Annotated in this window: 22 protein-coding genes and 1 pseudogene; 12 read left to right on the top strand and 11 right to left on the bottom strand. The window is 59.5% G+C overall.

Features of this window, described 5'->3' with window-relative positions; all coding sequences use genetic code 11:
* Positions 1–144: 144 nt before the first annotated feature.
* From C0R07_RS09530 to C0R07_RS19705, 11 genes are all read left to right on the top strand, one after another.
* Positions 145–537: a hypothetical protein gene (locus C0R07_RS09530; protein ID WP_229298500.1), complete on the top strand. Its 393-nt coding sequence runs from the start codon at positions 145–147 to the stop codon at positions 535–537.
* A 90-nt stretch (positions 538–627) separates the two neighbouring features.
* Entirely contained in the window at positions 628–1878 is a 1251-nt protein-coding gene (locus tag C0R07_RS09525; RefSeq protein ID WP_012478646.1) for a TolC family protein, read from the top strand.
* Positions 1875–3110 carry an efflux RND transporter periplasmic adaptor subunit gene (locus C0R07_RS09520; RefSeq protein WP_005411786.1) on the top strand — a complete coding sequence of 412 codons (1236 nt, stop codon included), beginning with the start codon at positions 1875–1877 and terminating at the stop codon, positions 3108–3110. The genes C0R07_RS09525 and C0R07_RS09520 overlap by 4 nt, the downstream gene beginning before the upstream one ends.
* Before the next feature lie 9 nt (positions 3111–3119).
* Positions 3120–6257, top strand: coding sequence for an efflux RND transporter permease subunit (locus C0R07_RS09515; protein WP_012478645.1), 3138 nt, complete (start codon positions 3120–3122; stop codon positions 6255–6257).
* Positions 6254–6985: a HupE/UreJ family protein gene (locus C0R07_RS09510; RefSeq protein WP_012478644.1), complete on the top strand. Its 732-nt coding sequence runs from the start codon at positions 6254–6256 to the stop codon at positions 6983–6985. Before C0R07_RS09515 ends, C0R07_RS09510 begins: the two co-directional genes overlap by 4 nt.
* Positions 6986–7004: 19 nt before the next feature.
* Complete coding sequence (locus C0R07_RS09505) at positions 7005–7643, top strand: hypothetical protein (protein WP_046272255.1); 639 nt, start codon at positions 7005–7007, stop codon at positions 7641–7643.
* Between the two features lie 39 nt (positions 7644–7682).
* Positions 7683–7922: a hypothetical protein gene (locus tag C0R07_RS09500; RefSeq protein ID WP_005414985.1), complete on the top strand. Its 240-nt coding sequence runs from the start codon at positions 7683–7685 to the stop codon at positions 7920–7922.
* Positions 7923–8087: 165 nt separating this feature from the next.
* Positions 8088–9422, top strand: a complete 1335-nt coding sequence (locus C0R07_RS09495) for an MFS transporter (protein ID WP_005414984.1) — start codon at positions 8088–8090, stop codon at positions 9420–9422.
* 686 nt (positions 9423–10108) lie between these two features.
* The gene (locus C0R07_RS09490) at positions 10109–11836 is read left to right on the top strand and encodes an ATP-dependent nuclease (RefSeq protein WP_005414983.1); all 1728 of its coding nucleotides are present in this window, start codon (positions 10109–10111) and stop codon (positions 11834–11836) included.
* The gene (locus tag C0R07_RS09485; RefSeq protein ID WP_012478642.1) at positions 11826–13247 is read left to right on the top strand and encodes a UvrD-helicase domain-containing protein; all 1422 of its coding nucleotides are present in this window, start codon (positions 11826–11828) and stop codon (positions 13245–13247) included. Before C0R07_RS09490 ends, C0R07_RS09485 begins: the two co-directional genes overlap by 11 nt.
* A gap of 244 nt (positions 13248–13491) precedes the next feature.
* Entirely contained in the window at positions 13492–13917 is a 426-nt protein-coding gene (locus C0R07_RS19705) for a hypothetical protein (RefSeq protein WP_125892599.1), read from the top strand.
* Here the strand turns inward: C0R07_RS19705 and C0R07_RS09480 are convergent.
* From C0R07_RS09480 to C0R07_RS09455, 7 genes are all read right to left on the bottom strand, one after another.
* Positions 13880–15946, bottom strand: a complete 2067-nt coding sequence (locus tag C0R07_RS09480; protein WP_229302253.1) for an integrase — start codon at positions 15944–15946, stop codon at positions 13880–13882. The genes C0R07_RS19705 and C0R07_RS09480 overlap by 38 nt on opposite strands.
* A gap of 44 nt (positions 15947–15990) precedes the next feature.
* Positions 15991–17832: a hypothetical protein gene (locus tag C0R07_RS19700; protein WP_021204602.1), complete on the bottom strand. Its 1842-nt coding sequence runs from the start codon at positions 17830–17832 to the stop codon at positions 15991–15993.
* A 90-nt stretch (positions 17833–17922) separates the two neighbouring features.
* A complete protein-coding gene (locus C0R07_RS09475) occupies positions 17923–19224 on the bottom strand; it encodes a tyrosine-type recombinase/integrase (protein ID WP_012478638.1) in 1302 nt (433 codons plus the stop codon).
* A gap of 619 nt (positions 19225–19843) precedes the next feature.
* Positions 19844–20317: an NIF family HAD-type phosphatase gene (locus C0R07_RS09470; protein WP_021204601.1), complete on the bottom strand. Its 474-nt coding sequence runs from the start codon at positions 20315–20317 to the stop codon at positions 19844–19846.
* Positions 20318–20435: 118 nt separating this feature from the next.
* The gene (locus C0R07_RS09465; RefSeq protein ID WP_229298499.1) at positions 20436–21110 is read right to left on the bottom strand and encodes a hypothetical protein; all 675 of its coding nucleotides are present in this window, start codon (positions 21108–21110) and stop codon (positions 20436–20438) included.
* Positions 21111–21523: 413 nt separating this feature from the next.
* Positions 21524–22615, bottom strand: a complete 1092-nt coding sequence (locus C0R07_RS09460; RefSeq protein WP_021204599.1) for a PA0069 family radical SAM protein — start codon at positions 22613–22615, stop codon at positions 21524–21526.
* Between the two features lie 150 nt (positions 22616–22765).
* Positions 22766–23101, bottom strand: a complete 336-nt coding sequence (locus C0R07_RS09455; RefSeq protein WP_012478634.1) for a hypothetical protein — start codon at positions 23099–23101, stop codon at positions 22766–22768.
* Between the two features lie 80 nt (positions 23102–23181).
* Here C0R07_RS09455 and C0R07_RS09450 point away from each other — a divergent pair, with 80 nt between their 5' ends.
* Complete coding sequence (locus C0R07_RS09450) at positions 23182–23406, top strand: helix-turn-helix domain-containing protein (RefSeq protein WP_012478633.1); 225 nt, start codon at positions 23182–23184, stop codon at positions 23404–23406.
* A 165-nt stretch (positions 23407–23571) separates the two neighbouring features.
* On the opposite strand, the pseudogene C0R07_RS09445 reads toward C0R07_RS09450, so the two are convergent.
* The 4 genes and pseudogenes from C0R07_RS09445 to cls form a co-directional block, all read right to left on the bottom strand.
* A pseudogene (locus C0R07_RS09445) lies at positions 23572–23802 on the bottom strand (PA0069 family radical SAM protein); the annotation flags it as partial.
* A gap of 286 nt (positions 23803–24088) precedes the next feature.
* A complete protein-coding gene (locus tag C0R07_RS09440; protein ID WP_102788768.1) occupies positions 24089–24832 on the bottom strand; it encodes a pyridoxine 5'-phosphate synthase in 744 nt (247 codons plus the stop codon).
* Positions 24833–24836: 4 nt separating this feature from the next.
* Entirely contained in the window at positions 24837–25097 is a 261-nt protein-coding gene (locus C0R07_RS09435; RefSeq protein WP_019184059.1) for a hypothetical protein, read from the bottom strand.
* A gap of 68 nt (positions 25098–25165) precedes the next feature.
* Positions 25166–26626, bottom strand: coding sequence for a cardiolipin synthase (gene cls / locus C0R07_RS09430; RefSeq protein WP_070474227.1), 1461 nt, complete (start codon positions 26624–26626; stop codon positions 25166–25168).
* Positions 26627–26669 lie beyond the last annotated feature (43 nt).

Below are 26669 nucleotides of genomic sequence, written 5' to 3'. Positions count from 1 at the left end.
CTATCGGCCAGAAGCGGCAGCAGGCGCGGCGATACCTGAGGCAATGCGATCTGATCGGAGTGGGCTTAAGCGACGCCCTCCCTCGAGCGCCAAGCCATAACTGGATCAGGGGGGGCTCCAACTCAGGGCTCTCGACAACTCAGCTTGACTGCCTCTATTCTTCCTTTCATGTCCGCCTTCTCGGCCCGCCACCGTCGACTCATCCGGTTCAGCCTTTTCGTGCTGATGCTGTTGAGCGTCGTTGTTCGGCCGATCGTGATCCAACAGGGCGAGCTCCATACTGCCGAGCACGACATCGCTGCAACGGCAGAGCACGGGCACTCACACGGTCCTGGAACTGGCGACAACGTAGATCCGAAGCATGCATCGGGCGTGCACAGCGTCCTTCACCAGGCCGATGTGAGCTTTGCCGGCATGCTGGTGTCTTCGAATCTGAACCTAGCAACTGTTCCGCCGGCATCTTTACTGCCCGGCCTGCACTCCGTCGATGAGCCCTCTGGTCATCGCGGCTCGCCATTCAGACCTCCGATCGTCTGACGACACCTGCCGCGCTGTAGCGGCCTGAGCGCGCTGTCCACCCAATGTTGGCCGGCAGCGCGTCGTCATGACCATCGTCGGAGATTTTCCGTGAAATTACGTAGTTTGTGGGCGCTCGCCATAGCCGGCGCCTACGGTGTGGCCGTGCCTGGCCATGCCGCTGAAGTGCTGCGCTTGGAGGATGTGGTCGCCCGCGCCCTCGGCACCCATCCCAGCGTCCAGGCAGACACCGCTCGACTGGAAGCTGTCAGAAGCCGGGCGGGCCGGGAGGCATTGCCTACGCCGCTCGTGCTGGGCGGCGAGCTTGAAAACGTGGCTGGCTCAGGCGGCCTGAGCGGCCTAGACGCCGCCGAATCCACCTTCCGCATCTCCAAGGTTCTAGAACTGGGTGGGAAGCGGGCTGCGCGCCAAGCGCTCGGCGGCGCCGAGGTGGACGCTGCCCGAAGCGAAGCGGACGTCACCCGTATCGCTATCGCAACTTTGGCCGCAGGGCGTTTCGTCGACGTGCTGGCCGCCCAGGAGCATGTCGAGCACGCCGAAGAGCGCATCAAAATGGCCAGCGCCATGCGCCGTGAAGTGGCCCGTTGGGTCGCGGCCGCCCGCAATCCCGACTCGGACCTGAGATCCGCCGAGATCGCCCTGCTCGATGCCGAGCTGAAGCGGGAGCAGGCATTGCAGGCTCTGGAAAGCGCGCGAATGTCGCTGGCTGCCACGTGGGGGGCGCCAAGTCCGGATTTCGGCTCGGTTGCAGGGGATACCGCGGTCCTTCCCCCTCTGGATGATTTTGATGATCTGAGCCGGCGCCTCGCCACGACACCACAACAGCGCGCCTTGGACGCTCAAGCCGGAGTTATAGATGCAAGGAGGGAGATCGCCCGCGCTAGCGCCAAGCCGGATGTCAGCGTTGGCCTCGGCATCCGCCGACTGGAAGCCACCAAGGACAGCGGCCTGGTGATGTCCGTCTCCGTCCCGTTGGGGAGCCGTCGGCGATCGGACTTCTCCGTGGCTGAAGCGGACTACGAACTCACCTCTCTCAAATACCGGCGCCAGGCGCAGATGCTGGAAATGCGTCAGGAGCTGTTTGGCATCTACCAACAGCTCAAGCAAGCGCAATCGGAAGTGGAGTCAGTGCGCCAGCGTCAGTTGCCAAAGGCCCAGCAGGCCTTTGATCAGAGCCGCAGGGGCTTTGAGGAAGGACGCTTCTCCTTCCTGGTACTCAGCCAGGCTCAGCAAAGGCTCTTCGATCTTCGCGAACGGGAAGTCGAAGCCGCCGCGCGCTATCTCCGTCTCCTGGTCGAGGCCGACCGCCTCACCGCTTCTGCCTTGGACATTCGCCCATGAACCGATACGTATTCCTGATCCTGCTTCCAATTGCCCTGGCTGCGTGCGGTGGCAACGAATCGTCGCAACGAGCAAAGCCAGAGGACACTGCTGCGACCGCAGGCGACTATGAGCGAGGGCCGCATCGCGGTCGCATGCTTCGCGACGGCGACTTCGCCCTTGAAGTAACTGTTTACGAAACCAATACCCCGCCTCATTTCCGGCTGTATGCCTATCGCAACGACAAACCGCTGGCACCTGGAGAAGTCAAAGCGACGATACAACTCAAGCGTCTGGACGGCGAAGTCAACAACTTCAGCTTTATTCCAGAGAAGGACTACCTGGTCGGCAGCGGGGAGGTGGTCGAGCCGCATTCCTTTGATGTCAAAGCCGATGCGGTGGTGGGTGGAAAGAACTACGCCTGGTCTTACGCCTCCTATGAAGGGCGCACCACGATAGATCCGAAAGCCGCTGCCGACGCAGGTGTCGTGGTCGAGTCCGCCGAACCGGGGACCATCCGGGACACCGTTTCCCTCATGGGCAACGTCGCGGTCGACACCGGCCGATTTGCTGCGGTCAAGGCACGCTTCCCTGGCGTGGTCCGCAGTGTGGCGGTCGAGATGGGACAACGCGTCTCGGCTGGTCAGACGTTGGCCACAGTCGAGGGCAATGACAGCATGCGGACCTACTCCGTCACGGCACCTTTCAGTGGAGTCGTACTCGCGCGCAGCACGTCGGTAGGCGATGTCGCTGCCGACAACACGCTGTTTGAAATTGCCGACCTTTCGGAGGTCTGGGTGGACCTGCGTGCGCTGGGAAGCGATGCCGAGCGACTGTCGCCAGGCCAGATGGTGACCATTCGCTCGGCAACAGGCGGTTTGGAAGCAACGGGAAAGCTGCAGGGCATCCTTCCGTTGGCCAGCGCTGGCCAGACCGTGGTGGCACGTGTGGCCCTTACCAACAGCGAGGGCAGGTGGCGACCAGGAATGGCCGTATCCGCCGAAGTCGTCATCGCGGAAACGGAGGTTCCATTAACAGTAAAGGAATCGGGCCTGCAGCGTTTTCGGGACTTCACCGTGGTATTCGCCCAAGTGGGCAACAGCTATGAGGTGCGGATGCTTGAACTGGGTAGGCGCGATGGCGATCGCGTGGAGGTACTGAAAGGGCTTAAGCCGGGAACCCGGTACGTTTCCGAGCAGAGCTACCTGATTCGTGCCGACATCGAAAAGTCCGGCGCAAGCCACGACCACTAAGGACGCACCATGCTAGAGCGAATCATTCGCGCGTCTATCGCGCACAGATGGCTTGTGCTCCTTCTGGTCCTGGCCCTCTCAGGCCTTGGGATCTGGAACTACAGCAAGCTTCCCATCGACGCCGTTCCTGACATTACCAATGTCCAGGTGCAGATCAACACCGAAGCTCCGGGCTACTCACCGCTGGAGGCCGAGCAACGGGTCACCTTCCCGGTCGAAACAGCGTTGGCCGGGTTGGCAAAGCTGGAATACACCCGTTCCATCTCACGCTACGGCCTGTCTCAGGTCACGGTCGTGTTTGAAGATGGCACAGATATCTACTTCGCCCGTCAGCAGGTCGCAGAGAGACTTCAGCAAGCGGGATCCCAATTGCCCGTGGGACTAAAGCCAAGCCTTGGACCGGTAGCGACGGGCCTGGGTGAGATCTTCATGTACACCGTGGAAGCGGAGTCCGGTGCTGAAGAGACGTGGACACCAATGGCGCTTCGTACGCTGCAGGACTGGGTGATCCGACCGCAGATGCGCCACTTGAAAGGCGTAACCGAGGTCAACACCGTCGGAGGCTATGTTCGCCAGTTTCACATCACGCCGGACCCGAAGAAGCTCCAAGCATACGGACTGACGCTGCAGGATGTGCTCGAAGCCGTGGCCCGCAGCAACACTAACGTGGGTGCCGGCTACATCGAGAAAAGCGGTGAGCAGTACTTGGTACGCGTGCCGGGCCAAGTGGCCGACATGGCGGGTTTGCGCAAGATCGTAGTGGCTAACCGTGATGGCATGCCATTGCGTGTTGGCGATCTGGCAGAAGTTGTAGAAGGCACCGAACTTCGTACAGGCGCGGCAACCAAGGATGGCAACGAAGTGGTCCTTGGTACGGCGTTCATGCTCATCGGCGAAAACAGCCGGGACGTGGCTCAGCGAACCGCGGCCAAGCTCAAGGACATCGACGCTACGCTGCCTGACGGCGTTCGGGCGCATCCTGTGTATGACAGAACCGAACTGGTGGATCGGACCATCGAGACGGTGAAGAAGAACCTCCTCGAAGGCGCCTTGCTCGTCATCGCGGTGCTCTTCCTGCTTTTGGGCAATCTTCGTGCGGCACTGATCACTGCGGCGGTCATTCCATTGACGATGCTGCTGACGATCACAGGCATGGTCCAGAATCGCGTCTCTGCGAATCTGATGAGCCTGGGCGCACTGGATTTTGGCTTGATCGTCGATGGGGCAGTCATCATCGTAGAGAACTGCCTGCGTCGCTTTGGCGAGCGGCAACACCTTCAGGGCCGTTTGTTGACTCGGGAAGAACGATTTTCCTTGGCGGCAAGTGCCAGTGCAGAGGTGATCAAGCCAAGCCTGTTCGGCCTTTTCATCATCGCGGCGGTCTACATCCCGATCTTTGCCCTCTCCGGCGTGGAAGGGAAGATGTTCCACCCGATGGCGCTTACCGTGGTCATCGCGCTTACCGGTGCCATGGCACTGTCCTTGACATTCGTGCCTGCCGCTGTGGCTCAGTTCGTAACGGGAAAGGTTTCGGAGAAGGAAACCAAAGCCATGCGCCGAGTCACCAACGTGTATGGCCCGATGCTTGAGCGTGCCGTCAATGCACGCAAGGTAGTGGTGGCCTCTGCTGCGGTGCTCACCGTCCTGGCGGGCCTGCTTGCAAGTCGCCTCGGCACCGAGTTCATTCCGAACCTGGATGAGGGCGATATCGCCTTGCATGCGCTTCGAATTCCAGGGACCAGCTTGACCCAGGCGATCGGCATGCAACGTCAGCTGGAAGCGGCGATCAAACAGTTCCCCGAGGTAGATGAAGTCGTCGCAAAGATCGGCACTGCCGAGGTGGCCACCGATCCCATGCCCCCCTCCGTAGCCGACACCTTCATCATGCTCAAAGATCGGGACCAATGGCCTGATCCGCGCAAGCCGAAGGCACAGCTTGTTGCCGAGCTCGAGAAAGTGGTTCGCGCCATTCCTGGCAACAACTATGAGTTCACCCAGCCGGTGCAGATGCGGATGAACGAGCTCATTGCGGGCGTTCGGGCTGAGGTTGCTGTCAAGCTGTACGGCGACGACCTGGAGCAACTGGCAACCATCGGCAGCCAGGTAGAGAACGTTGCCAGTGAGATCCAGGGAGCGGCCGACGTGAAACTTGAGCAGATCACCGGTCTGCCATTGATGACGATCACGCCGGACCTGGATGCACTTGCACGATACGGCGTAGCCATTGACGACGTGCAGAAGACCATCTCGGTGGCGCTGGGAGGTGAATCGGTCGGCCAGGTGTTCGAAGGCGATCGGCGCTTCGATATCGTGGTTCGTCTGTCGGAGAACCTTCGCCAGGACGTCCGGACACTGGCGTCACTACCTGTGGCCGTCGCGCCCGGGGTGAGCACAGGCCAAGAGCGCAGCTTCGTGCCGCTGGGCCAGTTGGCCAAGGTCGAGATCGCGCCTGGTCCGAACCAGATCAGCCGTGAGAATGGTAAACGCAGGGTGGTGATCACAAGCAATGTGCGCGGGCGCGACTTAGGGTCCTTTGTCGAGGAGTTGCGCACCAAGGTCGGACAGGAGGTCCAGCTGCCGGAAGGGTACTGGATCGAGTACGGCGGCACGTTTGAGCAGTTGATCTCGGCAAGCAAGCGGCTGTCCGTCGTCGTGCCAGTGGTTCTGGTGATGATCTTCGGATTGTTGTTCATGGCATTCGGCTCAGGGAAGGACGCTGCGATCGTATTCAGTGGCGTGCCGCTTGCACTGACCGGGGGCGTGGTGGCGCTGTGGCTGCGCGACATTCCCATGTCCATCTCCGCAGGTGTGGGCTTCATCGCTCTTTCGGGCGTTGCCGTGCTCAATGGCCTGGTAATGATCAGCTTCATCAAGAACCTGCGGGAAGAAGGCGTCCCCCTGCACAAGGCTGTCACCGAAGGTGCTCTTACCCGCCTCCGGCCAGTCCTGATGACGGCCTTGGTGGCGAGTCTGGGCTTCCTTCCTATGGCCCTGAACGTCGGTGCTGGCGCGGAAGTTCAGCGTCCGCTCGCCACTGTTGTTATCGGCGGAATCATCTCTTCAACGCTGCTGACACTTCTCGTGCTGCCGGCGCTGTATCGATTGGTTCACCGCGAAGATTCTGTTCTGGAAAGTCGCTCCTCATGAACCACCCGTCCCCTTTCTGCACAAGGAACTTGTCTTTGACTTCTTCCAACAAGCTCTTTGCTTGGCTTTCGATGCTTGCCGCAGTCCTCCTGCCGTTTGCGGCGTTCGCGCACGGTGTAAGCGAGGGAGACCAGGCCTTCCTTGAAGAAAGCACCGGTAGGCAACTGATCGCGTTTACCTACCTTGGCGCCAAGCACATGGTGACTGGATACGACCACCTTCTATTTCTGTTCGGGGTGATCTTCTTCCTATACCGCATGCGGGACGTGAGCATCTACGTCACCTTGTTCGCCATTGGCCACAGCACGACGCTGCTGCTCGGCGTGCTCGGCGGCTTTCATGTCGACGCCTATCTGGTCGACGCGATCATCGGTCTCTCGGTGGTCTACAAGGCCTTGGACAACATGGGCGCGTTCAAGCGGTGGTTCGGCGTGCAACCCAACACCAAGATTGCAGTCCTTGTCTTCGGCTTCTTCCACGGCTTCGGCCTGGCCACGAAGCTTCAGGACTTCTCGCTATCGCCGGACGGGCTGGTCCCCAACATGCTTGCGTTCAACGTGGGCGTTGAGCTCGGCCAACTTCTGGCGCTTGCCGGCATCTTGATCGTGATGGGCTTCTGGCGTCGGCTGCCTTCCTTCAACCGCCAGGCCTACGGCGTGAACACCATCTTGATGACGGCCGGCTTCGTGCTCATCGGCATGCAGCTCACCGGCTACTTCGCTTCCTGATTTCTGACCGAGACCCATCATGTCAATCACTATCAATCAACCACTTCCCACGACTGGCCGCCTGCTGAAGTCGACCCTTGTCGCTGCCGCCATTGCCGGCGCGCTTCTCGTTACGGCCGTTCTGCCGGCGGAGTACGGCATTGATCCCACCGGGATCGGCCGAGCGCTGGGCCTGACTGCCCTGGCAGACGGCGGAAGCACCGCCGCAGACCCGGCTACGCCGACGTCCTCGACAGCATCGGACGCAGCGACCACCTTGGCGGAAAAGGCTGCGGCTGCGTTCGGGGCGAACAAGGGGCAATCGCTTGATCCAGCCGCGGTATCGCTCACCAACGGTGAGCTTCGCCAGGACGCGATGACGATCACGCTGGAGCCGGGGAAAGGCAAAGAGGTCAAATCCCACATGGCTGCTGGCGCGGGAATGCTGTTCAGCTGGAAGGCGACCGGTGATGTAGCAGTCGATATGCATGGTGAGCGGCCCGACGTGAAGGGTGCATGGACCAGCTACGCCGTCGAAGCTGCGCAGCGGGAGGCGCACGGCACCTTCGTCGCGCCATTTGAAGGAACTCATGGGTGGTACTGGCAGAACCGAAGCGACACGCCGGTGACCGTGAGCATCGAACTTGTGGGCTACCAAGCCGACATCTATCAGCCGTAACACCCGGCACTTCGCCGACCCAACCCGAGGAGAAACAACATGAAAACTCATAGCGCAGTAATTGCCGGCCTGCTTTTCAGCATGTCCCTTTTCACCACGGCATCCGCTCATGATCCTGCCCTCCATGCCGATCCGGCTCCCCCGGCTGCTCCCAAGGCCAAGCCGACGACTTGCGAACAGCTTGCCGACCGTTCGAAGTACAAGGTGGACCTCAAGGATGCCCAGACCAAGGCGCTGAAGGAACGTTGCGACGCACAGGCAGCTCCGAAGAAGAAGTAAATCCACTCGGATTTAGCCAACGACCCTGCCATTCCGGCGGGGTCGTCACCTCGACCCGAACAGTGGTGGGCGTACACTCCGCCTGTCTGCCGCCTCTGCCCTGAATCCGGGCAAAAGGGCGCACACGGGTTGGTGCCGTCAGAACGTTGCTACCAGGACAATCCCATGCTCGAAGTACTGAGTCACCCGGCGTTTCGGCGCCTGTTTGGTGCCCAGATAGTCGCCCTGGTCGGAACCGGCTTGGCGACTGTCGCCCTTGCCCTCCTGGCCTACGACCTCGCTGGCAGCCAGGCCGGAGCGGTGTTGGGCACCGCGCTGGCGATCAAGATGGTCGTGTACGTGACCTTGGCGCCCGTTTCAGGAGCGTTGGTCCCTGCACGGCTGCGCAAGCGGGTGCTGATCGCACTCGATCTGGTTCGTGCGGTTGTGGCGGTCTGCCTGCCCTTCGTCACCGAGATCTGGCAGGTGTATGTCCTCATCGCTGTGCTGCAGTCGGCATCGGCATGTTTCACGCCGCTGTTTCAATCCACCATCCCCGAAATTCTTCAAGAAGAGCGTGATTACACCCGTGCGCTCTCACTTTCCCGATTGGCATATGACCTTGAAAGCCTGCTGAGCCCGGCGCTTGCTGCCGCACTGCTGACGATCATTAGCTTCCACGGGCTGTTCGCTGGTACCTCGGTAGGTTTCATCCTCTCGGCGCTGCTCGTCGCGTCCACCACCTTCCCGGCCCTCGCTGCGGTCTCTTCCAAGGACGGTCCCTATGCCCGAGCCATCCGTGGAATGCGAATCTACCTCCGCACACCGCGATTGCAGGGCCTGCTCGCGTTGAACCTCTGCGCCGCAGCCGGCGGCGCGATGGTGTTCGTCAATACGGTGGTTATGGTCCGCACCGTTCTGGGCGGGGCGGAGGAGCAGGTTGCATGGGCGCTGGCGGCCTTCGGAGGCGGGTCCATGCTGGTCGCACTTCTTCTTCCGAAGGTTCTCGACCGCATTTCGGACCGGACAGTAATGTTGGCTGCAGGACTGTTCATGTCAGTTGTCCTGGTTACCTTCCTTGGCGTCTGGTTTGCCCTGAAGGGACATCCCGGGTGGACGGCGGTCATTCCGGCCTGGACGCTGCTGGGCATGGCGTATGCCGGCTTGGTTACCCCCGGCGGGCGGCTGCTGCGGCGTTCGGCTGAGTCCGCCGATCTACCATTCCTCTTCGCTGCCCAATTTTCCCTATCGCATGTTTGCTGGTTGATCGCCTATCCACTCGCCGGGTGGGTTGGTGCGCGCTACGGCTTGCATGTTGCCTTGGCCGCCTTGGGGATTCTGGCCACACTCGGTTTGGTCGCCGCGTGGCGCAGATGGCCGGCGCACGATCCAGAGGAGATAGCGCATAAGCACGAACATCTTGCTGAGGACGACCCGCACCTCTTGGCACACCGAGACGTGGATGGCACGCACCGTCACCGGTTTGTCATCGATCAACTTCACACACGCTGGCCAGGCTGACCAAGGCGCCAGGCGGGCGGCGAGCACGGAGCTACCTACTTGCGAGTTTGGTCGCAGACGTACAAGTCCATGTCGACGTCATATCGACACGCGCGCCCACATTCGTAAGATCCCACTTCCTGCGCCCCTGGCAGTGGAGGGCTATTTCTCAGGGCGGCTATTGCAGCCGCCTGGCAATGCTCGAAGGTGTCGTAATCGCCATAAACAGCGTGACGGACTTCCTGAGTGGACGCGCCGGGCGGATAGACAAAGGCAGTCCAGCGCCCCTGGGACCCGCCGCAAGAAACCGCGACTATGGCGACGCCGACGGTTAAGGTTGTCCGACCGATGTCCATGGCCGAATCCTAGCACCGCCGCGCGCCGGGCGGACACCAGCTTAAGCCTATTCAGCTTCGCGAACCAATTTCCTTCGCTCAGGGAAGTCCGCTGTTGGCGATGAACGGACCTCCGTCGCCTGCAAGCGGGCAGGTGACCACGGAAGAAGCGACCTGGAACCGCTCTCTCAGTGTTGCCGCGTTACAGGTTAGGGAAGTTCGCGAAGCAGCTCGGCGTGGCGCCAAGTTCCACCAATGAGCCAATGACTGGCAGAACGCTTTAGGGCTAGGATTGCCTCAGGGGCGTAGTAGGAGTTGGTGTCAGTCTGCGTCCTACACGGACCGTTGACCAAGCCTCTTACAGGACGCCCCATGCCTCGAATTCGCCATTTGGCCATTCGGAACTTTCGATCCATCAAGGCGCTCGACTGGTCGCCCGCCCCGGGCATCAACTGTTTGATCGGTCCTGGCGATAGTGGCAAGTCCACCATCCTCGATGCCATCGACCTGTGCTTGGGTGCTCGACGAAGCATTTCCTTCGGCGACATGGACTTTTTTGACCTCGATGTCTCAGAGCCCATTCGTATTGCCGTGACATTCGGGGAACTGCCGGCATCGCTGATGGACATTGATGTCTATGGCGACTTCTTGCGAGGATTCGATTCGGTATTTGACACCCTAGAAGACGAACCCGCCGCGGGGTTGGAGACAGTGCTTACGCTGCTGCTTCAAGTCGGGGCGGACCTTGAGCCCAGCTGGACGCTGATCTCCGATAGGTCGCTTCAACAAGGCTTGGAACGAAGCCTGCCTTGGAAAGAACGCATCGTGTTAGCTCCGGCACGCATCGGCAGCTTTACAAGCTCCAACTTATCTTGGAGCCGCGGGTCGGTGCTCAACCGGCTAACAGACGAGCGCGCAGAATTGGGAGCCCAGCTCGCTCTAGCAGCGCGTCAGGCGCGCGCCAACTTTGGCGCTCAAGCATCGCCCCACCTGAGTCAGACACTCGGAATCGTCCGGACAACTGCCCAGAGCCTTGGAGTTGACGTCGGATCGATGCCGCAGGCCTTACTCGACTCGCACTCCGTCTCCATCGGCGAAGGCGCCATCGCGCTTCACAGCGAGGCAGGCATCCCCCTTCGGTCCCTTGGTACGGGTTCTTCTCGACTCTTGGTGACGGGACTTCAACGGGCCGCGGCGGAGTCAGCGCCGATTGCCTTGGTGGATGAGGTGGAATATGGGTTAGAGCCCCATCGGCTCATGCGGCTGCTGGATTCCTTGGGAGCCAAGGAGACGCCGCCGCCTCTCCAAGCGTTTCTCACAACACACTCCCCTGTGGCACTTCGTGAGCTTTCAGGTGAGCAGCTGCTTGTAGTTCGGCCACGACCGGCTGGCCATGTCGTCATTTCCGCTGGCTCGACCGACGAGATTCAAAGCACGCTGCGCACTGACCCGGAGGCCTTTCTGGCGAAGTCTGTGATTGTGTGCGAGGGAGCAAGCGAGGTAGGGTTTGTGCGTGGCCTCGATCTATGGGGGGTAGCCAGCAAAGAATCCTCTTTCTTGGCTTTAGGTGGTGCATACGTCAATGCAGGCGGAGGCACTCCGGACAACGCTTTTGCCCGAGCGACTGCGCTTATGGATCTGGGTTACCGAGTCCTCGTCTTCATAGACGCTGACAAACCTGCCGCTCCAGGTGTTGCAGAAGCATATCTTCAATCAGGCGGCAGCCTCGTGACTTGGCGGGCAGGAATGACGTTGGAGGACGAGCTGTTCCTCTGCCTTCCTGACACATCGATTGATGCCCTGCTCCTGAAGGCTAAAGAGCGTGTTGGCGAAGATCTTATGAACCAACAGCTGGTTGCCAAATCGAACGGTCTAACAACTTTGGCGTCCATCGAAGCGCTGAGGCCGAATTCACCCTATCCGCCTGATATTCGCGTACTGCTTGGCGAAGTCTCCCGTATCAAAAAGAATAGCTGGTTCAAGTCGCTTACGACTTACCAGTCAATCGTCCTGGATATCGTCTCTCGGGGCTACGCAAACGCGGACGCTAGCTTCAAGGCAGTAGTAGACCAACTCTGGGCCTTTACCCGTGCTGCCTGAAATCGATCTGCTAGCTATCCAACGCGGATCGATCACCGCCCCAGCAGGATGCGGCAAAACCCAGCTGATTGCCGAGGCGCTGGCATCCCACTCTGGGAACAGACCGATCCTTGTTCTGACTCACACAAATGCTGGCGTCACCGCGTTGAGGACACGCTTGAAACGCGCGGGGGTGCCCAGCTCTGCCTATCGGCTGTCGACGATTGATGGATTCGCTATGCGTCTCATCGCCAAGTTCCCGGCGCGCAGTGGCCATCATCCCCAACTCTTGGAGCTCAACAACGCGGGTAGCGACTACCCCGCGATCCGTGAATCATTCCGGCAACTCTTGGACTCGGGGCATATCGCTGCACCCATCGCAGCCACTTACGCCCGGCTTTTGGTTGACGAGTATCAGGATTGCAGCACCGTTCAGCACTCCATCGTGTCCACCCTCGCTGCGCTTTTGCCCACGTGCGTCCTCGGTGACCCTCTGCAGGCCATCTTCGGATTTGGCGGAAATCGGCTGGTTCACTGGGAACAAGACGTTCAATCGTCCTTCCCAGCAGCGGGTAGCCTTCGAACCCCTTGGCGCTGGCAAATTGCAGGTAATGAAGAGCTGGGCCAGTGGCTGCTATCCCAAAGGCATGCTCTTACGGCCGGCTTACCCATTGATCTAACTACGGCTCCGTCATCCGTTCGTTGGATCCAGCTGGTTGCCGGTAGTGAAGTGCAGCAAAGATTGACTGCGGCACGGACCAATGCGCCTGGTAGCCAAGGAACGGTTCTGGTAATTGGCGAGTCCATGAATGTTCAAGGCCGCCACCAACTCACCAGCCAAACGCCTGGGGCAATGGCGGTAGAAGCCGTGGACATGCGAGACCTCGTCAACTTCGCCAGGCAATTCAATCTTCAGGCTCCTAGTGCGCTGCAAGACTTGGCCACCTTCTCCGCTCTCATGATGACGGGCGTCGGCACGGCGAATCTAGTGACGCGTGTCGGTACCATTCGTAGAGGGAGAGCCAGGACACCTCCAACTCCTGTAGAAGCTGAGGCAGTCGCCTTTGAGTCCGAGCGGACCATGACGCGCGCCTTGCGGCTGGTGGACGCTTTGGCCGAACAGACAGGCACTCGGGTCTATCGGCCCGAGATTCTGCACTGCTGTCGATCAGCCATGCGAAGCGTTATCAACGGAGAGCAAGATCTATTAGGAGCCGCACTTCATGCCCGCGAGCGAAATCGTCACCTCAGCCGCCCCATTGCGCGCAGAGCAGTCGGCAGCACTCTCCTTCTGAAAGGTCTCGAGGCAGACATTGCCGTGGTCCTCTATCCGGAGAGCATGAGCGTGCAGAACCTCTATGTAGCCCTCACGCGTGGTGCGAAAGGGCTGGTGATCTGCTCCAGTACCCCAACGCTGACCCCGACCCCATAGCCTCAACCTAACCATTCTGCGCCCTATCAGGCACGAAGCTTTGCGGCGCTTCATCATTGCAATGGTCACAATGGACCTTGTCCCAAAGTCGTTGCTGAACATCTGGGTCTGAAGAACGTGGGTCTCGCCGGGCAGCGACTGCATCAGGATTGATTTCAAGGTTCTCCTTGTCCCACCTAGATGATTGGGCGGCGAAGGTGGCGTAGGCTATCTGCTTACCAATGATGCGTCAGCGGACAGCAGAATGAGCAGACCCAACTCAGTAGAGGATAAGGCATTGGCCGCTCTTGACCGCCTGGTGAAGCGACGCCCGACCAATGAACTGCTGAAGGCAAAGATGGCCGCAGGTCATCGGATCATCACGCCTACCGCGGTCGCGGCAGAGGCAGGAGTAAATAGAGGGAGCTTTGGATCAAGGCACGCTCGACTTGGGCACGTCTGGCTTAAAATTCAGGAGCTGGCTGAGGAGGAGAGGCGAGGCTCAGTAGCTGAAGAGCTCGCCAGGGTTAAGGCTGAGAACGCAAGGTTGAAGGCTCTGCTTTACAAGACCAACATCCACAACGCATCTCTCCAACTCGCAGTGTCCCGGCTTCAGAAGCAGAGTACCAAGAGAGACGATGGAGCAAATGTCGTCAACTTTCGCCGGAACGATCGGAAGCGTCCCCGGTAGCGTTGGATATCATCCTCAGCACTGCTCGACTCTGAACAACACGGCTCATAGCAATCTTGGAATACTGATCCCTAGAGTTGGTCCGCTCCATCTGGACAATGGCCTGATTTTTCAGGAGGCGATCCTCCCAAAAGTCCTTATGCTCTGGCAGGATGATGCAGCACTTGCACCCCGCGCACAGGCCGGGCGACCGTAGGCCGAAGTTCGGCGAGGCGCGGACAGTGAGGAGGCTTGCTTGTGGGTTGCAGCTGGAACGGTCAGGCAACATATCAATCAGGCAACTTGCGTAGGTCCCTGTCCATATCCGCAGGTCGGTGAGTTTCACGTATGCCACGGCCTTATCGATCGGCGTCTCTCCGTCCATCTTGGACAGTGCCTCGGTCATTGATTCGGCATGCTGCATGAGAAGACGCTGCGCCGGTCCACCTCCGATCGGCCTGCCGAGGGTGATTTGAACTAGGAACCGAGAGGTCTCCATGACTCTCTCTCCTTCCAAGTTCTCGAGCAGAGCCGCATCGTTTCCAATGTACCCTTGATCCGTGATCTGCTCGCTCATGTGACGGAAGTGCGTCCGTAGCGCTGGCATTAGTTCCGGCTTGGATCGGAACACATAGTGCGCAAAGGTGATCCTCCATCGCTGCGGGCGTAGGTACCTCACCTCGTAAACAGCTTGCGTCGTTTCGATGCCACGCTTCTTCGTGAGGGCTTCGACGGCAAACTCACGTTGCAGCAGAGAATTTCTGGATGCTGTCATTCGGCCGATTCCATCGGGACCCGATGGAAGGGACTTGGCGTGGGAGAAGCTGAGCATCAGTGACTTAGTGCCCGATAGTGCTCGCCAAGGCTCCATTAGCCGCACCAGCACCTCGACGGATTTCAGCACGATCGGCAGGTGATTCGTGCCCAACGGGCGCAGTCCGGCAGTCCACTCATGGCGAGTCGCTTCCCTTTTGGCGGAAATGCCACAGATGGAGAACACCTCCATTAGTCCGTCTAGCGACGTCACTGACTTGACCACACCGTGCTGTAGCGTCGGATCGTGGTCCAGGGAGAGGCCAATCAGCTCATGAGCTCGAATCCCGGTGCATCCCTGCAGCAAGACACTGCATGCGCTTTGAGTCATTAGTATTAGGCGTCTCAGGCCCTGAGTTCCGCTAATCTCGCGCTCGTCACCAGCGTCATCAATCCGATCTATGGTGGCCAATGGCTCATGCCAGGGTGTCAGTGTCCCTGGGATCGGGCTCATCTGGAACTCCTCGATGTGCCGTTTGATCTGACGAAAGCAGGCGATTCGTCTCGGTCCCGTAGCACTTCTTGCGTCGATCAGCATCGGGATGACCTCAGCCTGAAGTCTGATCACATCCTCCGAGCCGTACTCAATCCATTCACATGCGTAGGAAAGAATCGGTACCGAGATCTCGTCCGGGACAGGCATCAATCCACCCGTTCGAGCAAGCCCGAGCGGCTCTGTCACGACGTCGTAGGTCTTTCTTCCGTCAAACGGCGCTTCGCACGGTGCTTGTCCGCCTCTGGCGCGCAAGCTGTCCGCGATTTCGTAGATCTGTGTAAGTGGATGGATGAGTTTGTAGGCGGTCGCATGCGTCCACGCCCTGTCTCGACCGGCATCACTTCGGGCCGTCATGTACTGCTCTTCGAGACCTTCGACGTAGTCCCAGCTCATCGCCGTGGTGATATCGAAGAGGGAGTGGATCTCCCGCTCTCCCATGAACTTCACCAGCTCCCTCATGCCCATGTAAGTGCCAGGGATAGACCCAACCGTCATACGTACGGTGTCCTCAATGATGGCGGTCTTGAGGTAGCACTTCAGCTCAGAGAGCAGTCCTCTGTGCTTGTAGTCCGTGAGCAACTCTCCGCGTGCCACAGGGATTGCCCAGTCAACTGTGACAAACTCCTTCTGTTGGCCGACCGTGGTCTGGGCAAAGGTCCAGACATCACTGTCATAGTCAACTTGGAAGGAAGGATGCAGGGTCGCTGCCTGCGCTGTTTCGACCTTTCTTGCTGCGGGCATAGCCATATCTCTAGAATTGATTCGCTAGTGGCGGTACAGCCGGACTATTCAAGTCCAGGCAGGGGCGTCAGCATGATCATCATCGCTGATTGTCGATTCGCAGTTGTGCTCACTGCTGGGATCCATGAATCGCGGAGAGCGAGATAGGCATTCTCGAACTTTCGCCTCCAGATCTCGCTGCCGAGCTCTGCCCTGGCTTCTTCGTATAGCTCCTGCAGTTGAAGAAAGCGCGCGAGCGCGTAGGCTTCGTTTGGATCAGCTGCGGCGAGCGGGCATGCAGGACAGGAACCATAGCTGGTGCAGAGCTTTCCATGGCGCTGCCCTGGTTGAGGACTTTGGAATGGATCTGCACAGCAGAAGCCCTGCGTGGCTGCCGTTTGCTCACGATCACTTCGGGCGGAGCGTGTGTCGATCTTTCCATTTGAAGTCACCCAGCGCTCCTGTGCGGTCATGGCTCCTGCCAGCTGTTCCTTTTGCCGATGCTGCATCGTGGTTGTCTGGTAACTGTCTTGACCAGTTGACAGTAGCCGATGGCCTAGCATTGCTCGGAGCTCGAAGGCGTCGCCGTCGGTCAGCCCATCAACCGCTTCGGAGAACGCAAGCCTGTTTGCTTGAGAGCCAGAGTACTTAAGCCCCCTTCGTTTGCAGAACAACGTGATGTAACCGGTCACCCGCGTGGTCACGTCGTCGGTTCTGGCTGAGTAGGAGTCGATGTGCATTCCTCGGCGCTTGTGCCGCCCGCCTTCGGAAACTGCGTGGAGGAAGAAGTCATTGGCAAGCTCACCAGCAGCGTAGTCTCTGATTCGTTTGGTCCAAGCAATAACGAAACTGATCAATCTTTCAGGCGCTAGCGGGTGATCGCTAGCGGGGAAGGCTGCTCGCTGTGTCGCGCCCTGAGCGGAACTTCCAGCCCTGCGCTTGGAGGACTTGATCACCGTTCGCTTTTGTCCAAGCGGGTAGTGCTCCGATATGCCATTCAGGGTGAGTGTTCTAAGTGGCTGCTCGTTGAAGCCCGAGTGCATGGCTAGTACGAGAAAGAATGGGATCAGATCGCCGCCGATCGGGTGCGCTAGTCTCCTCAGACGGAAGTACTCGCTTTCGCTGATCTTTCCTACGCCTGGGAGCTTGTGAACCGCGCCTTGGCGAGGAAGATGACCGTCAAAGTTTGCCAATATTTGAGCAATTGCCTCTGCCGGATCGCTTAGCGATACAGCGTCGCCCTTTTTCTTCTGAGCGAGGGCACTGTGAACCCTATCTAGAAGCGGCCACACTTCGTCCATTGTCGATATGCATTCTTCGACCGCCGCCTTCATGACGTTGGCCCAAGCCGCACGGTCCAGCTCTTTCGGCTTGCTCTTCCGTGGCAGTCCTGCGAACGGCTTTGGCGGAATACGGATCACCTTCCACCGTGGATCCATCTCGTGCAGCGCAAGAACGACCTTCTTGAAGGTCCCGTAATAGTGGCGCTGGGTCTCCACCGAGAGAACTGTCGGGTGCGTGGTATCCCTACCTTTCAGATACGTTAGAAAGGACTCGCCGAGATCCATTGGAGTGTCGTCTGGGCCGCTTATCTTTACCCCTTTTACGGTTAGGTACTGCACCAGGCCACTCACGATGTTGTTAGCTGAAGAGGATCTAGTCGTCTCCCTGCTGTTCTTGTTAGCTCGGCAGAACGCCTCGGCGAAGAGCGGTGCCGCTGCACCTATGCCCTTCCACCGGCTGAGATTAACGATGTTGTCGCGCAGGTCTCCGGCGCGCCTGAACGCGACTTCTAGGCGACCAGCGCTCTCGCGGACATCCCATTTCTTTGTGTTGCCTACCTTTTCCTCAACTACTACGGCGTGCCGCAGCTGGGCGGATCTTCTTCCTGCCACGTAACGCTCCAATCCGTGTTCAATCTGATTTGATAAGGTGAGTCGGTCACATGCGAGGAGTAGTGCGTATGCTGGCCGTGGAGCCGTGTGAGCTCCAACTCGTCAGGCCTCGACGCCGATTCGCATAAAGGGTTGACCTTCAAGGTGCAGTCTGATCGATTCCCTGGTTTCGCTCTCGAATGCGTTCGCGCTTCGCAGGTAGATGGACTCAGTCGTATCCCTGAGACTGTGTCCCAGTACCGACTGAACATACTTGATCGCATCCATGTCACCGTTTGCGCGCTTCTCCATGTACGTGTACAAGGCGAAGGTGTGTCGAAGGGCGTGAATGGTTATTCGCTCGCGCTGCGTGGATTCGTAGCGAGCCAGGTCACGCTCTTTGGAGAGCCGTTTGAGCAGCCTGTCCTTGGCCTGGGCGAAATGCCGGTCGAAGATCTGCGGGGTTATCGGATTGCCCGCATGCTTGCGGTTGTTTGCGTCGAGGACGAATAGGACGCCGTGATCCTCGAGCTTGTGGTATCCCAGTCGGAGGTCAACGAGGCGCTGCCGAACACCTTTGGCATAGCGCTTCAACGCGTTGAGTAGCCAGACTGGAACGGGAACATTGCGCTTCTTGTTACCTTTCCCGAGCACGGGGATGGCGACTGCAGTGAGAGGATCGCGCCCTTCCGTACGGGCCTGAAGGATGGTTTTCGCTTTGAGATCGCACACTTCCGCCCGCCTCAGTCCTGCTTGATAGCAAAGCTCAGCCATCAATCGCTGCGCCGTGGTTGCGTATGCCAGTTCAACCAGACCGTTTCGCTCGAGCACAGGGTTTGGACCTAGTTCGTCAAGAATACCGACGACGGTCTCGGGATGGAGCGCAGTGATGAGTTCGTCAGCGTCGTTCAGCCCGGGAAGGTCGACGCCAACGTCGAGAACTTGAACAGTTCCTCGCTTCGTCTGCTTGCTCAGCAGCGCTGGTGCCTTCCTCAGGTATCCCCGTTTCACGCAGAATGCGATTAGCTTGGTCACGGTCGACCATCTTCGATGAATAGTCGCGGCGGCGAGCTTATCCAAGGTCACCGCAGAGTCCAGGTCAGTCAAGGTGTCCGCATAGGATCTGAGGAGATCCTCATCTACGTCGGAAACGAGCTTTTTTCTTGCGTCAAGAAAGTGATGGAAGTCGGTGAGGTCAGCCGCGATAGCTGCGGTTGTGTTCTTGCTGCAGGCAAGCTTTGGCTTTGGACCGATCGTTAGATGGGCATCTGCAAAGAATTCAAAAGCGGGCTGAACGATCGTTCCATCAGACCTGCTGACCAAAAAGCAGAAGCCTTCGGGTAAGGGTACGCCTTGCGCACACTTGATTCCTGTCGCTTCCGAAGCGATTGCACGTGCGGTGCATATTTCGACGTCATAGACCATGGCGCCGAAAGCTATCAGGTATACGGAAAGTTTTTTTTGCTGTGAGCCTTACGGTACGTTAACAACTGAAATGAGAATCATGCCTACTTTTTACTTCCATTGATTCATATATTTACGCGTGATCGTGACCCTACTGGTACGCTCGGTGTGAAGGAAGACCTGCTCGCTGGTACGGGGGAAGTGCGCAACAGAGAGGTGGGTTCGTTCGTCGCGCAGGCTAGATTTGCTCCTTCAGTACCAATGTTGGTGTCCGCTTGGCGCGGCAATCGGTAGCGCGCGGTCAATGGCTACCCAAGGCTGGCAGTGAGTTGACATCATCAATCGGGAGACGCCGCGGTTGCTACTGCGCGTTCTTTAGGGAAGCGTGTTGGCTGGGCAGTGGGTACGCCTGGAGCTACCGATTCAATTGCTGCCGGCAAAGGTAAGGTTGCCGCAACGCCACTGCACCACTTTTGATTGCTGGCAACCTTTGGTTGGCCGTCTCCGGGTTCTCCGGAGCGACGCTATCAAAGAGTTTCTCGAGTGCTGCCCGCGTGCTGATCCCTAACTGTGCCGAATGTGCGAGAGGACGGCCGCTGCATACGCGCTCTTTCAACGAGCCATCGAGACAACGCGCTGCTCAGCCATGATCGGCGATCATGTGGCCAAGGTCGGATGCACTCTGCAGTTCAATGATGCGATCGGTCAGGCGTTCAGCTGCGATCTGCAACCCGTCATCGTCTGACGAGTACGGGGAGCCGAACAGCGGGATCTCGACCCACAGTCTCTCCTGCCCATCATGCACATAGGGGCCATGGTCATCCAAGAGAAGGGCTTCACCCACGTGGGGGGAGACATAGGAAAGATCCTTTGTCCTTCCAGACCAGTGGATGTATCGAAGCTCGACAAACCATGCCGGAACACTGCCTTCCCTAGCCAGGAGTCCGGCAATTCTTCTTGCAAGTGCCTCGGGAACCGTAGTGAACAGTACAAGTTCCTCGAACTGCGATCGGACATCCTCTAGGAACCGGTGAAGCCCAGGGCGAGGAATCTGACTGACTGCGTTGGAGATGAGCGTGCCTTCGAGGTCCAGTGCCAGGATGGTTGGCTTCATTGGGAGTTCCTGTCTAAGCTTCTAAGCCTGAGTAAACGCATCGGTAGGTAGCTATCCATGGCGTGGGTCACAGGGTACCGGTTCGGGCTACGCCCCTCTGAAACTTTGCCCAACCACTTCACTTCCGTTGGATTGCTTCTGAGACCTCTACGGCCCAACGCGAGGTGTGGATGATCCTGGTCTCCTGCAGCTGCTCTTGAAGGATCTGGCGTTTGGTGAGCTGAGACACCGCCTCCCACTCGTTCCTGAAGATGTAAGTGGCATTGCCTGACTCGGGACTCTCGAACACGTATCGATTCCTTCCCGTGAACCCAAAAACGATGTACTCACTGAAACCGCCTAATCCGACTGCCATGAAGTCGGGCTCGTGACGAGTGATGGTCCGGATGCGCTGCTTAGCGACTGCGCGGTCGCTGTCGGTCAACTGCTTCAGATAACTATCCAATACCTGCATCGCTCTATCGAACGGGAACTTCCCCGGAGGGAGAATGCGCCAGTTGATCTTCTCGACCCTGACCGGCACCGCGAGGTCCGGGTCAACGATTTCGAAGTGTTGGAAGCATTCCAGGTAGATGTTGAGGAGGTTTGCAATGCTCTCTTCTGGCTCCGTCCGGTCAATGATCCTAGTAGCCATTGCGATACCACTGTCTGTATCTACAGCAGTGAGGAATTCACCAGGTGGTGCAACGTATTCCCTGGGATAGGTCTCATAGGATCTTGTCTGAGTACCGTGGTGAGTGTGTCCGTGCCAGTCCTTCCACGAGGTATTGATTGATCGAGACTTGGTGACCATCGGAAGGTCCTTTCGGATGATCTCTTTGCCTCGGGCATTGAATAACGTCGCGGGTCCTTCGGCGCTTGGCACAATGGAAGCGCCTGCGAGCGGAAGGTCGTCGAATCCCAGCATCGCCGCTTGGTGTTCTGTGAGTGGGCCGCTAAGAATGCGAAACTGTGGCAGCCGCTCAATCGTGCTTCGGTAGACTGATAAACCTCTCACTTGCTTGGGCATACGCTGGTCCTTTTCATGAGGAAGCGGGATAACCAAATATGTTTGGAAAGCCGTCTAAGCTTGCTGCGGAGGAGATGCTATTTCCTTTTCGGGGAGATGCTATCAGTACTCAGAAACCTAGGACGCTCTGTCCCTGTAGGCGCCGCTCGGACTGCATCCATAGCTTTGTACTGATGCTAGCCTCGTTTTCCGTTCGGCTAGAAAAGTTGCCCCTGTGGCGACTTGTCTTGGGGAGGTTGAAAAAGATGAGTGGCCAGCGCTGGCAGCCTAGTGAAACCGAGTTCACGATGCTTCTTTTCAAAGCGCTTCCGGATCAAGTCCGCTACAGGGCCAGTTCCGGACATCCTGGTGCCAAAGCTGGCGTCATACTCCTTTCCACCATGCATCTGTCGCATCAAGCTAAGCACGTGCGCAGCGCGGTCCGGATAGTGCAGCTCGAGCCATTCTCTCCAAATGTCCTTAATCTCGTTGGGTAGCCTGAGAAGCACGTAGCCTGCTGCCCGAGCGCCGTGTTCGTGAGCAGCCTCAAGGATGGCTTCTAGGTCATGGTCGGTGATCATGGGAATGACCGGCGCGATCAAAACCCCTACCGGTACTCCTGCCTCGTGCAGCTGATTCATTGCTCGCAGCCTTGCGTGGGGAGCAGCAGCTCGTGGTTCCAGTTTTGCAGATAGCTTCCTGTCGAGCGTGGTGACCGAGAAGTAGACCGTAACCAACCGATCCTTGGCCATCGACGCCAGCAGTTCGACGTCCCTGGTGATCAAGGCACTCTTGGTGACGAAGCTCACCGGATGCTTGGCATCAGCAAGCACCTCAAGGCATTGGCGTGTAATTTGGTAATTCCTTTCAATCGGCTGATAGCCGTCTGTGTTTATCCCCAACGCAATCGGGGTGCACTTGTAGTTCGACTTGCTAATTTCTGCTCTGAGGCGCTCCGGGGCATTTGTCTTTGCAAACAGGCGCGTCTCGAAGTCTAAGCCTGGTGAAAGGCTCAAGTAGGAGTGAGAAGGGCGAGCAAAACAGTAAACACAGCCATGCTCGCAGCCGCGGTACGGGTTGACCGACGCGCTAAAGCCAACGTCAGGGGATGAGTTGTGGCTGATCACTGTGCGCGCTCGCTCTTCCTGCACCTGAGTTCTCAGCGGTGGCGCGTCTTCCATCTCCTGGTAGACCGACTCCCAGCCGTCGTCGACTCCCACTGTTGCAGTGGTATCGAAACGGCTTGGGACACGCGATGCGGCCCCTCTGCCTTTGAGGGGAACTTGGGCCTTTCGAGCATCCTGTTCCATGGCGACAACTTGGGAAGGTCGGGCCGTTAGTATTATTGCTAACCACAGGCGCCGCAACACCGTGAAATTCAGCTAGCTGTAGGCCATACGGTCGTTTGGCGAGTAGGTTCTGCCCAGGCTTATCCACAGCTTCGGCTGGCAAGGCCTTTATCAGCTGCGTTGGCCATGGAGCGCTTTGGCTTCCGCCAAGAAGATCTGCATCAATGCCCGCGATCGACGTGTTGCTGCAGGCAGTGGAATGCCCAACTGTGCGCAGAGCGAAGTCGCATATGCCATCTGTGCACCCGTGGGCGGCTTGATGTCCCAATCCGTTAGCTGGGGGATGAGCTTTGAGAGCTCTTCTGCCAGGCGGTACTCAAAGCCTCTTGCTTGCCCTTCCTCTTCTTGCATTCGACGCATCTGCATAGCGACCTGCTCCCTGCCCATGGGAGAAAAGGGAAGCTCAAGAGTGAACTCCAGTTCCGGACATACGAGGTAAAAGTTCATGGGAGATGCAATTAGTACTTATAAGTAGACTACCTTTAGAGGCGTAGTCTTTAAAGTACTGGAACCACAAGCTGCTTCGTATGGTCGAGCATACGAACCAAGCGAAACTTGCAGATGTGATCCGCGCGCATCGCATTGATCTGGGTGTCAGCCAAGAAGCCTTTGCTGACCACATCCAGATGCACCGCGCCTACTACAGCAAGATCGAGCGTGGCGAAAAGAACCTCACTCTCGCTACCTTGGAGCGAGTTGCTAAAGGCATGGGTACCTCGATGTCGGCCCTGCTGCGCGCCGCAGGGCTCTAACACTCTTTGCAGACCACGAAGGTTGGCCAACCTCTCCAGGATGGGCGTGTTTGGCCGGCACTGCGCGGGGGATTGTGCCGATAGCAATGTGTTTACTGATTATTCTCTAACCTGTTGATCTATATGGATTTATCTAGTGAACAATCAGGGGGTATTGATACAACACTCGCAACCGCGGTACGGATTGACCGACTGGCTGAAGCCGACGTCCGGCGACTTGTTGCGGCTGATGATGCTGCGTGCGGTCTCGGCACGGACTTCGGTGCGCAGGCGCGGGGCAGCGAACTCTTCACTCTCGTCCGGCGCCCAGCCGTCGTCCATCGCTTCGCTGACGGTGACCTCGAAGCGGCCCGCCAGGTGCGTGCTGGAGCCCCGGCCTTTGATCGCAATACCCATCTTCAAAGCCTATCGCCCGGATGTCTCAGGGAATGAGACGTCGTGGCGTCGGAACGGCGGGGATAGGGGATATCCATGGTTAGTAGTATTACTAACCACAGGCGTAATGGGAAGTGAAACCCGCGCCGGGTATGGGTCGGCGGAGGTGGAGACCGATTTGATCCCCTACATTATCCACAGGGCCAGAGCGCGTGCCTGCGGTGCCACGTCACGGGCCGCTGAGCCGACCAACGGTCGGCGCTACCTGATGCCGGGCGCCCCTTACGCGGCAGGGCTACGCGCCGCATCACAGCAGCCGCAGATAGCCCTTCACCGTGGCATCCAGCCCGTCATACAGCGCCTCGCTGATCAGCGCATGGCCGATCGAGACTTCCAGCACGTCCGGCACGGTCCGCAGGAAATCGGCCAGGTTGTCCTGCGACAGGTCGTGGCCGGCGTTGACGCCCAGGCCGGCCGCCTGGGCGCGGCGGGCGGCATCGGCGAACACCGCCAGCATGGCGGTGGCATCGCCGGCGGCATGCGCCTCGGCGTAGGGGCCGGTGTAGAGCTCCACGCGGTCGGCACCGATGGCCGCGGCTTGGGCGATGTCGGGGTTGCCCGCGTCCACGAACAGGCTGACCCGGCAGCCGTACGTCTTCAATTCGGCGATCAGCGGGCGGAGGCGCTGCGCATCCCGGGCGAAGTCGACGCCGTGGTCGGACGTGAGCTGGCCGTCGCCATCGGGCACCAGGGTGGCCTGGGCGGGGCGGGTCTGCGCGCACAGCGGCAGCAGCCCCGGGTAGCCCTCGCGCGGTGGCGCGAACGGGTTGCCCTCGATGTTGAACTCCACGCCGCGCTCGGCCGTCAGCGCGGACAAGGCCAGCACGTCCTCGGCGTGGATGTGGCGGCGGTCCGGGCGCGGGTGCACGGTGATCCCGTGGGCGCCGGCATCCAGGCAGGCACGGGCGGCCTGCAGCACGTCCGGGTCGCTGCCACCCCGCGAGTTGCGCAGGACGGCGATCTTGTTCACGTTGACGCTGAGTTGGGTCATGGCACTACGAGGGGTCGGATTCACCCTGAGCGGTCGGGGTGCGCGCCTGGAGGGCGAGCTCCCGCAGCCGACGGAGTTCGTTGGGATCGGTGATGGCTGCGCGGGTGGGCTGTACATCGCCGAAGCGGGCCACGTAGAGGCCGCGGACCCACGCCAGCAGGAACACCAGGGTGCCCAGCAGCGACAGCGCCATCAGCCCCATGTGGGGGGTCTTGAGCGCCATGCCGAAACAGGCCAGCGCGAACAGCAGAAACAGCCAGTACATGTCGTTCTCCCCGATTGACCGGGCCAGTGTAGCGCTGGCGCCGGGTGCGGTTCCACGGGGAGCAGCGGCTACAGCAGCGGCGAGGCCAGGCGGGCGAACGCCTCCGGAACACGGTGCCGCCAGAGCGAACGCTGGCGGTCGTTGTAGACGGGCGCGGCGCTGCTGTATTCGGCCAGCAGGATCTCGGCCAGCGCGGCAACGCGGCCGGTATCGCTGATCATCATCGAGAGCTCGAAGTTGAGCCGGAAGCTGCGGTGATCGAAGTTGGCACTGCCGACGATGCAGACGTCGTCATCGGCGATGAAGGCCTTGGTGTGCAGCATGCGCGGGCCGTACTCGTAGATCTTGACCCCGGCCTGCAGCAGCTCGTCGAAGTAGGAGCGCGCGGCCTGGGTGACGAACCAGGAGTCGCTCATCTTGGGCACCAGCAGGCGCACGTCCAGGCCACCGAGTGCGGCCGAGGTCAGTGCCATGCGTGCGGCTTCGCCGGGCACGAAGTAGGGCGTCACCAGCCAGACGCGCTCCTTCGCTTCGTGGATCGCCGCCACGTGCAGCCGGTGGATGGTCTCCCACGACGAATCCGGACCGGACACCAGCACCTGCGCATTGATGCTGCCCTCGCTGCGGCTGGGCATGGTTTCCGGCCACAGCTGGGCGATGTTGAAGCGCGCCGGCTCCTGGCCGGTGGCGTAGATCCAATCCTCGATGAAGACCAGCTGCAGGCTGCGCACCACGTGGCCACGCAGCCGCATGTGCAGGTCGCGATACGCATCCGGGCGGACGCTCTCGTCTTCCTCATCGGTGATGTTGATGCCGCCGGTAAAGGCCTGCAGGCCGTCGATGATGACGAGCTTGCGGTGCGTGCGCAGGTTCAACCAGGGCCGCTTGAACGGCTTGAGCAGCTGCCGCGGATGGAACCAGACGACTTCGGCGCCTGCATCCAGCAGCGGCTGCAGGAAGCGCTTGCGGATGGACGACGAGCCGACCGCATCCAACAACAGGCGCACGCGCACGCCGGCCGCCGCACGCTCGGTCAGCGCATCGCGCAGCGCGGTGCCGGCGTGGTCCGGATTGAAGATGTAGTACTCCAGGTGCAGGTGGTCCTTGGCCGTGGCCACCGCGGCAAGCAGTGCGCTGTAGGTGGCCGCGCCATCGACCAGCCACTCCACCTCGGTGGCCGAGCTCGGTGAGAGCCCGGTGGTGGCCTGGGCGATCTTGGCCAGCTCGGTGCAGTCCGCATCCGGTGGGCAGACGCTGCTGTAATGCTCCATCCCCGAGCGCGAACGACCACGGCGCAGGCGCTGCCGCTTCACCTTCTGCGGGCCGAGCAGGTAGTAGATGAACAGGCCAAGGTAGGGCAGGGCGGCCAGCGACAGGATCCAGCTCAGCGTGGCGACCGGCTCGCGCTTCTGCAGCATGATCCAACCGGTCAGCCACAGCAGATAGAGAATGTAGGCCGCCACCATCAGCGGGCGCAGGTGCGGGATGGCGTCGAGCCAGTCCCCGAAGAGATCGAAGGTTGCGAGCATGGCCGGATGATAGCGGGCGGCGTGGCGCTGGCGCGTATCCACG

This window comes from Stenotrophomonas bentonitica, from assembly GCF_002887735.1.
GTDB classification, from domain to species: Bacteria; Pseudomonadota; Gammaproteobacteria; order Xanthomonadales; family Xanthomonadaceae; genus Stenotrophomonas; species Stenotrophomonas bentonitica_A.
This window is presented reverse-complemented; position numbering and strand designations above follow the sequence as displayed.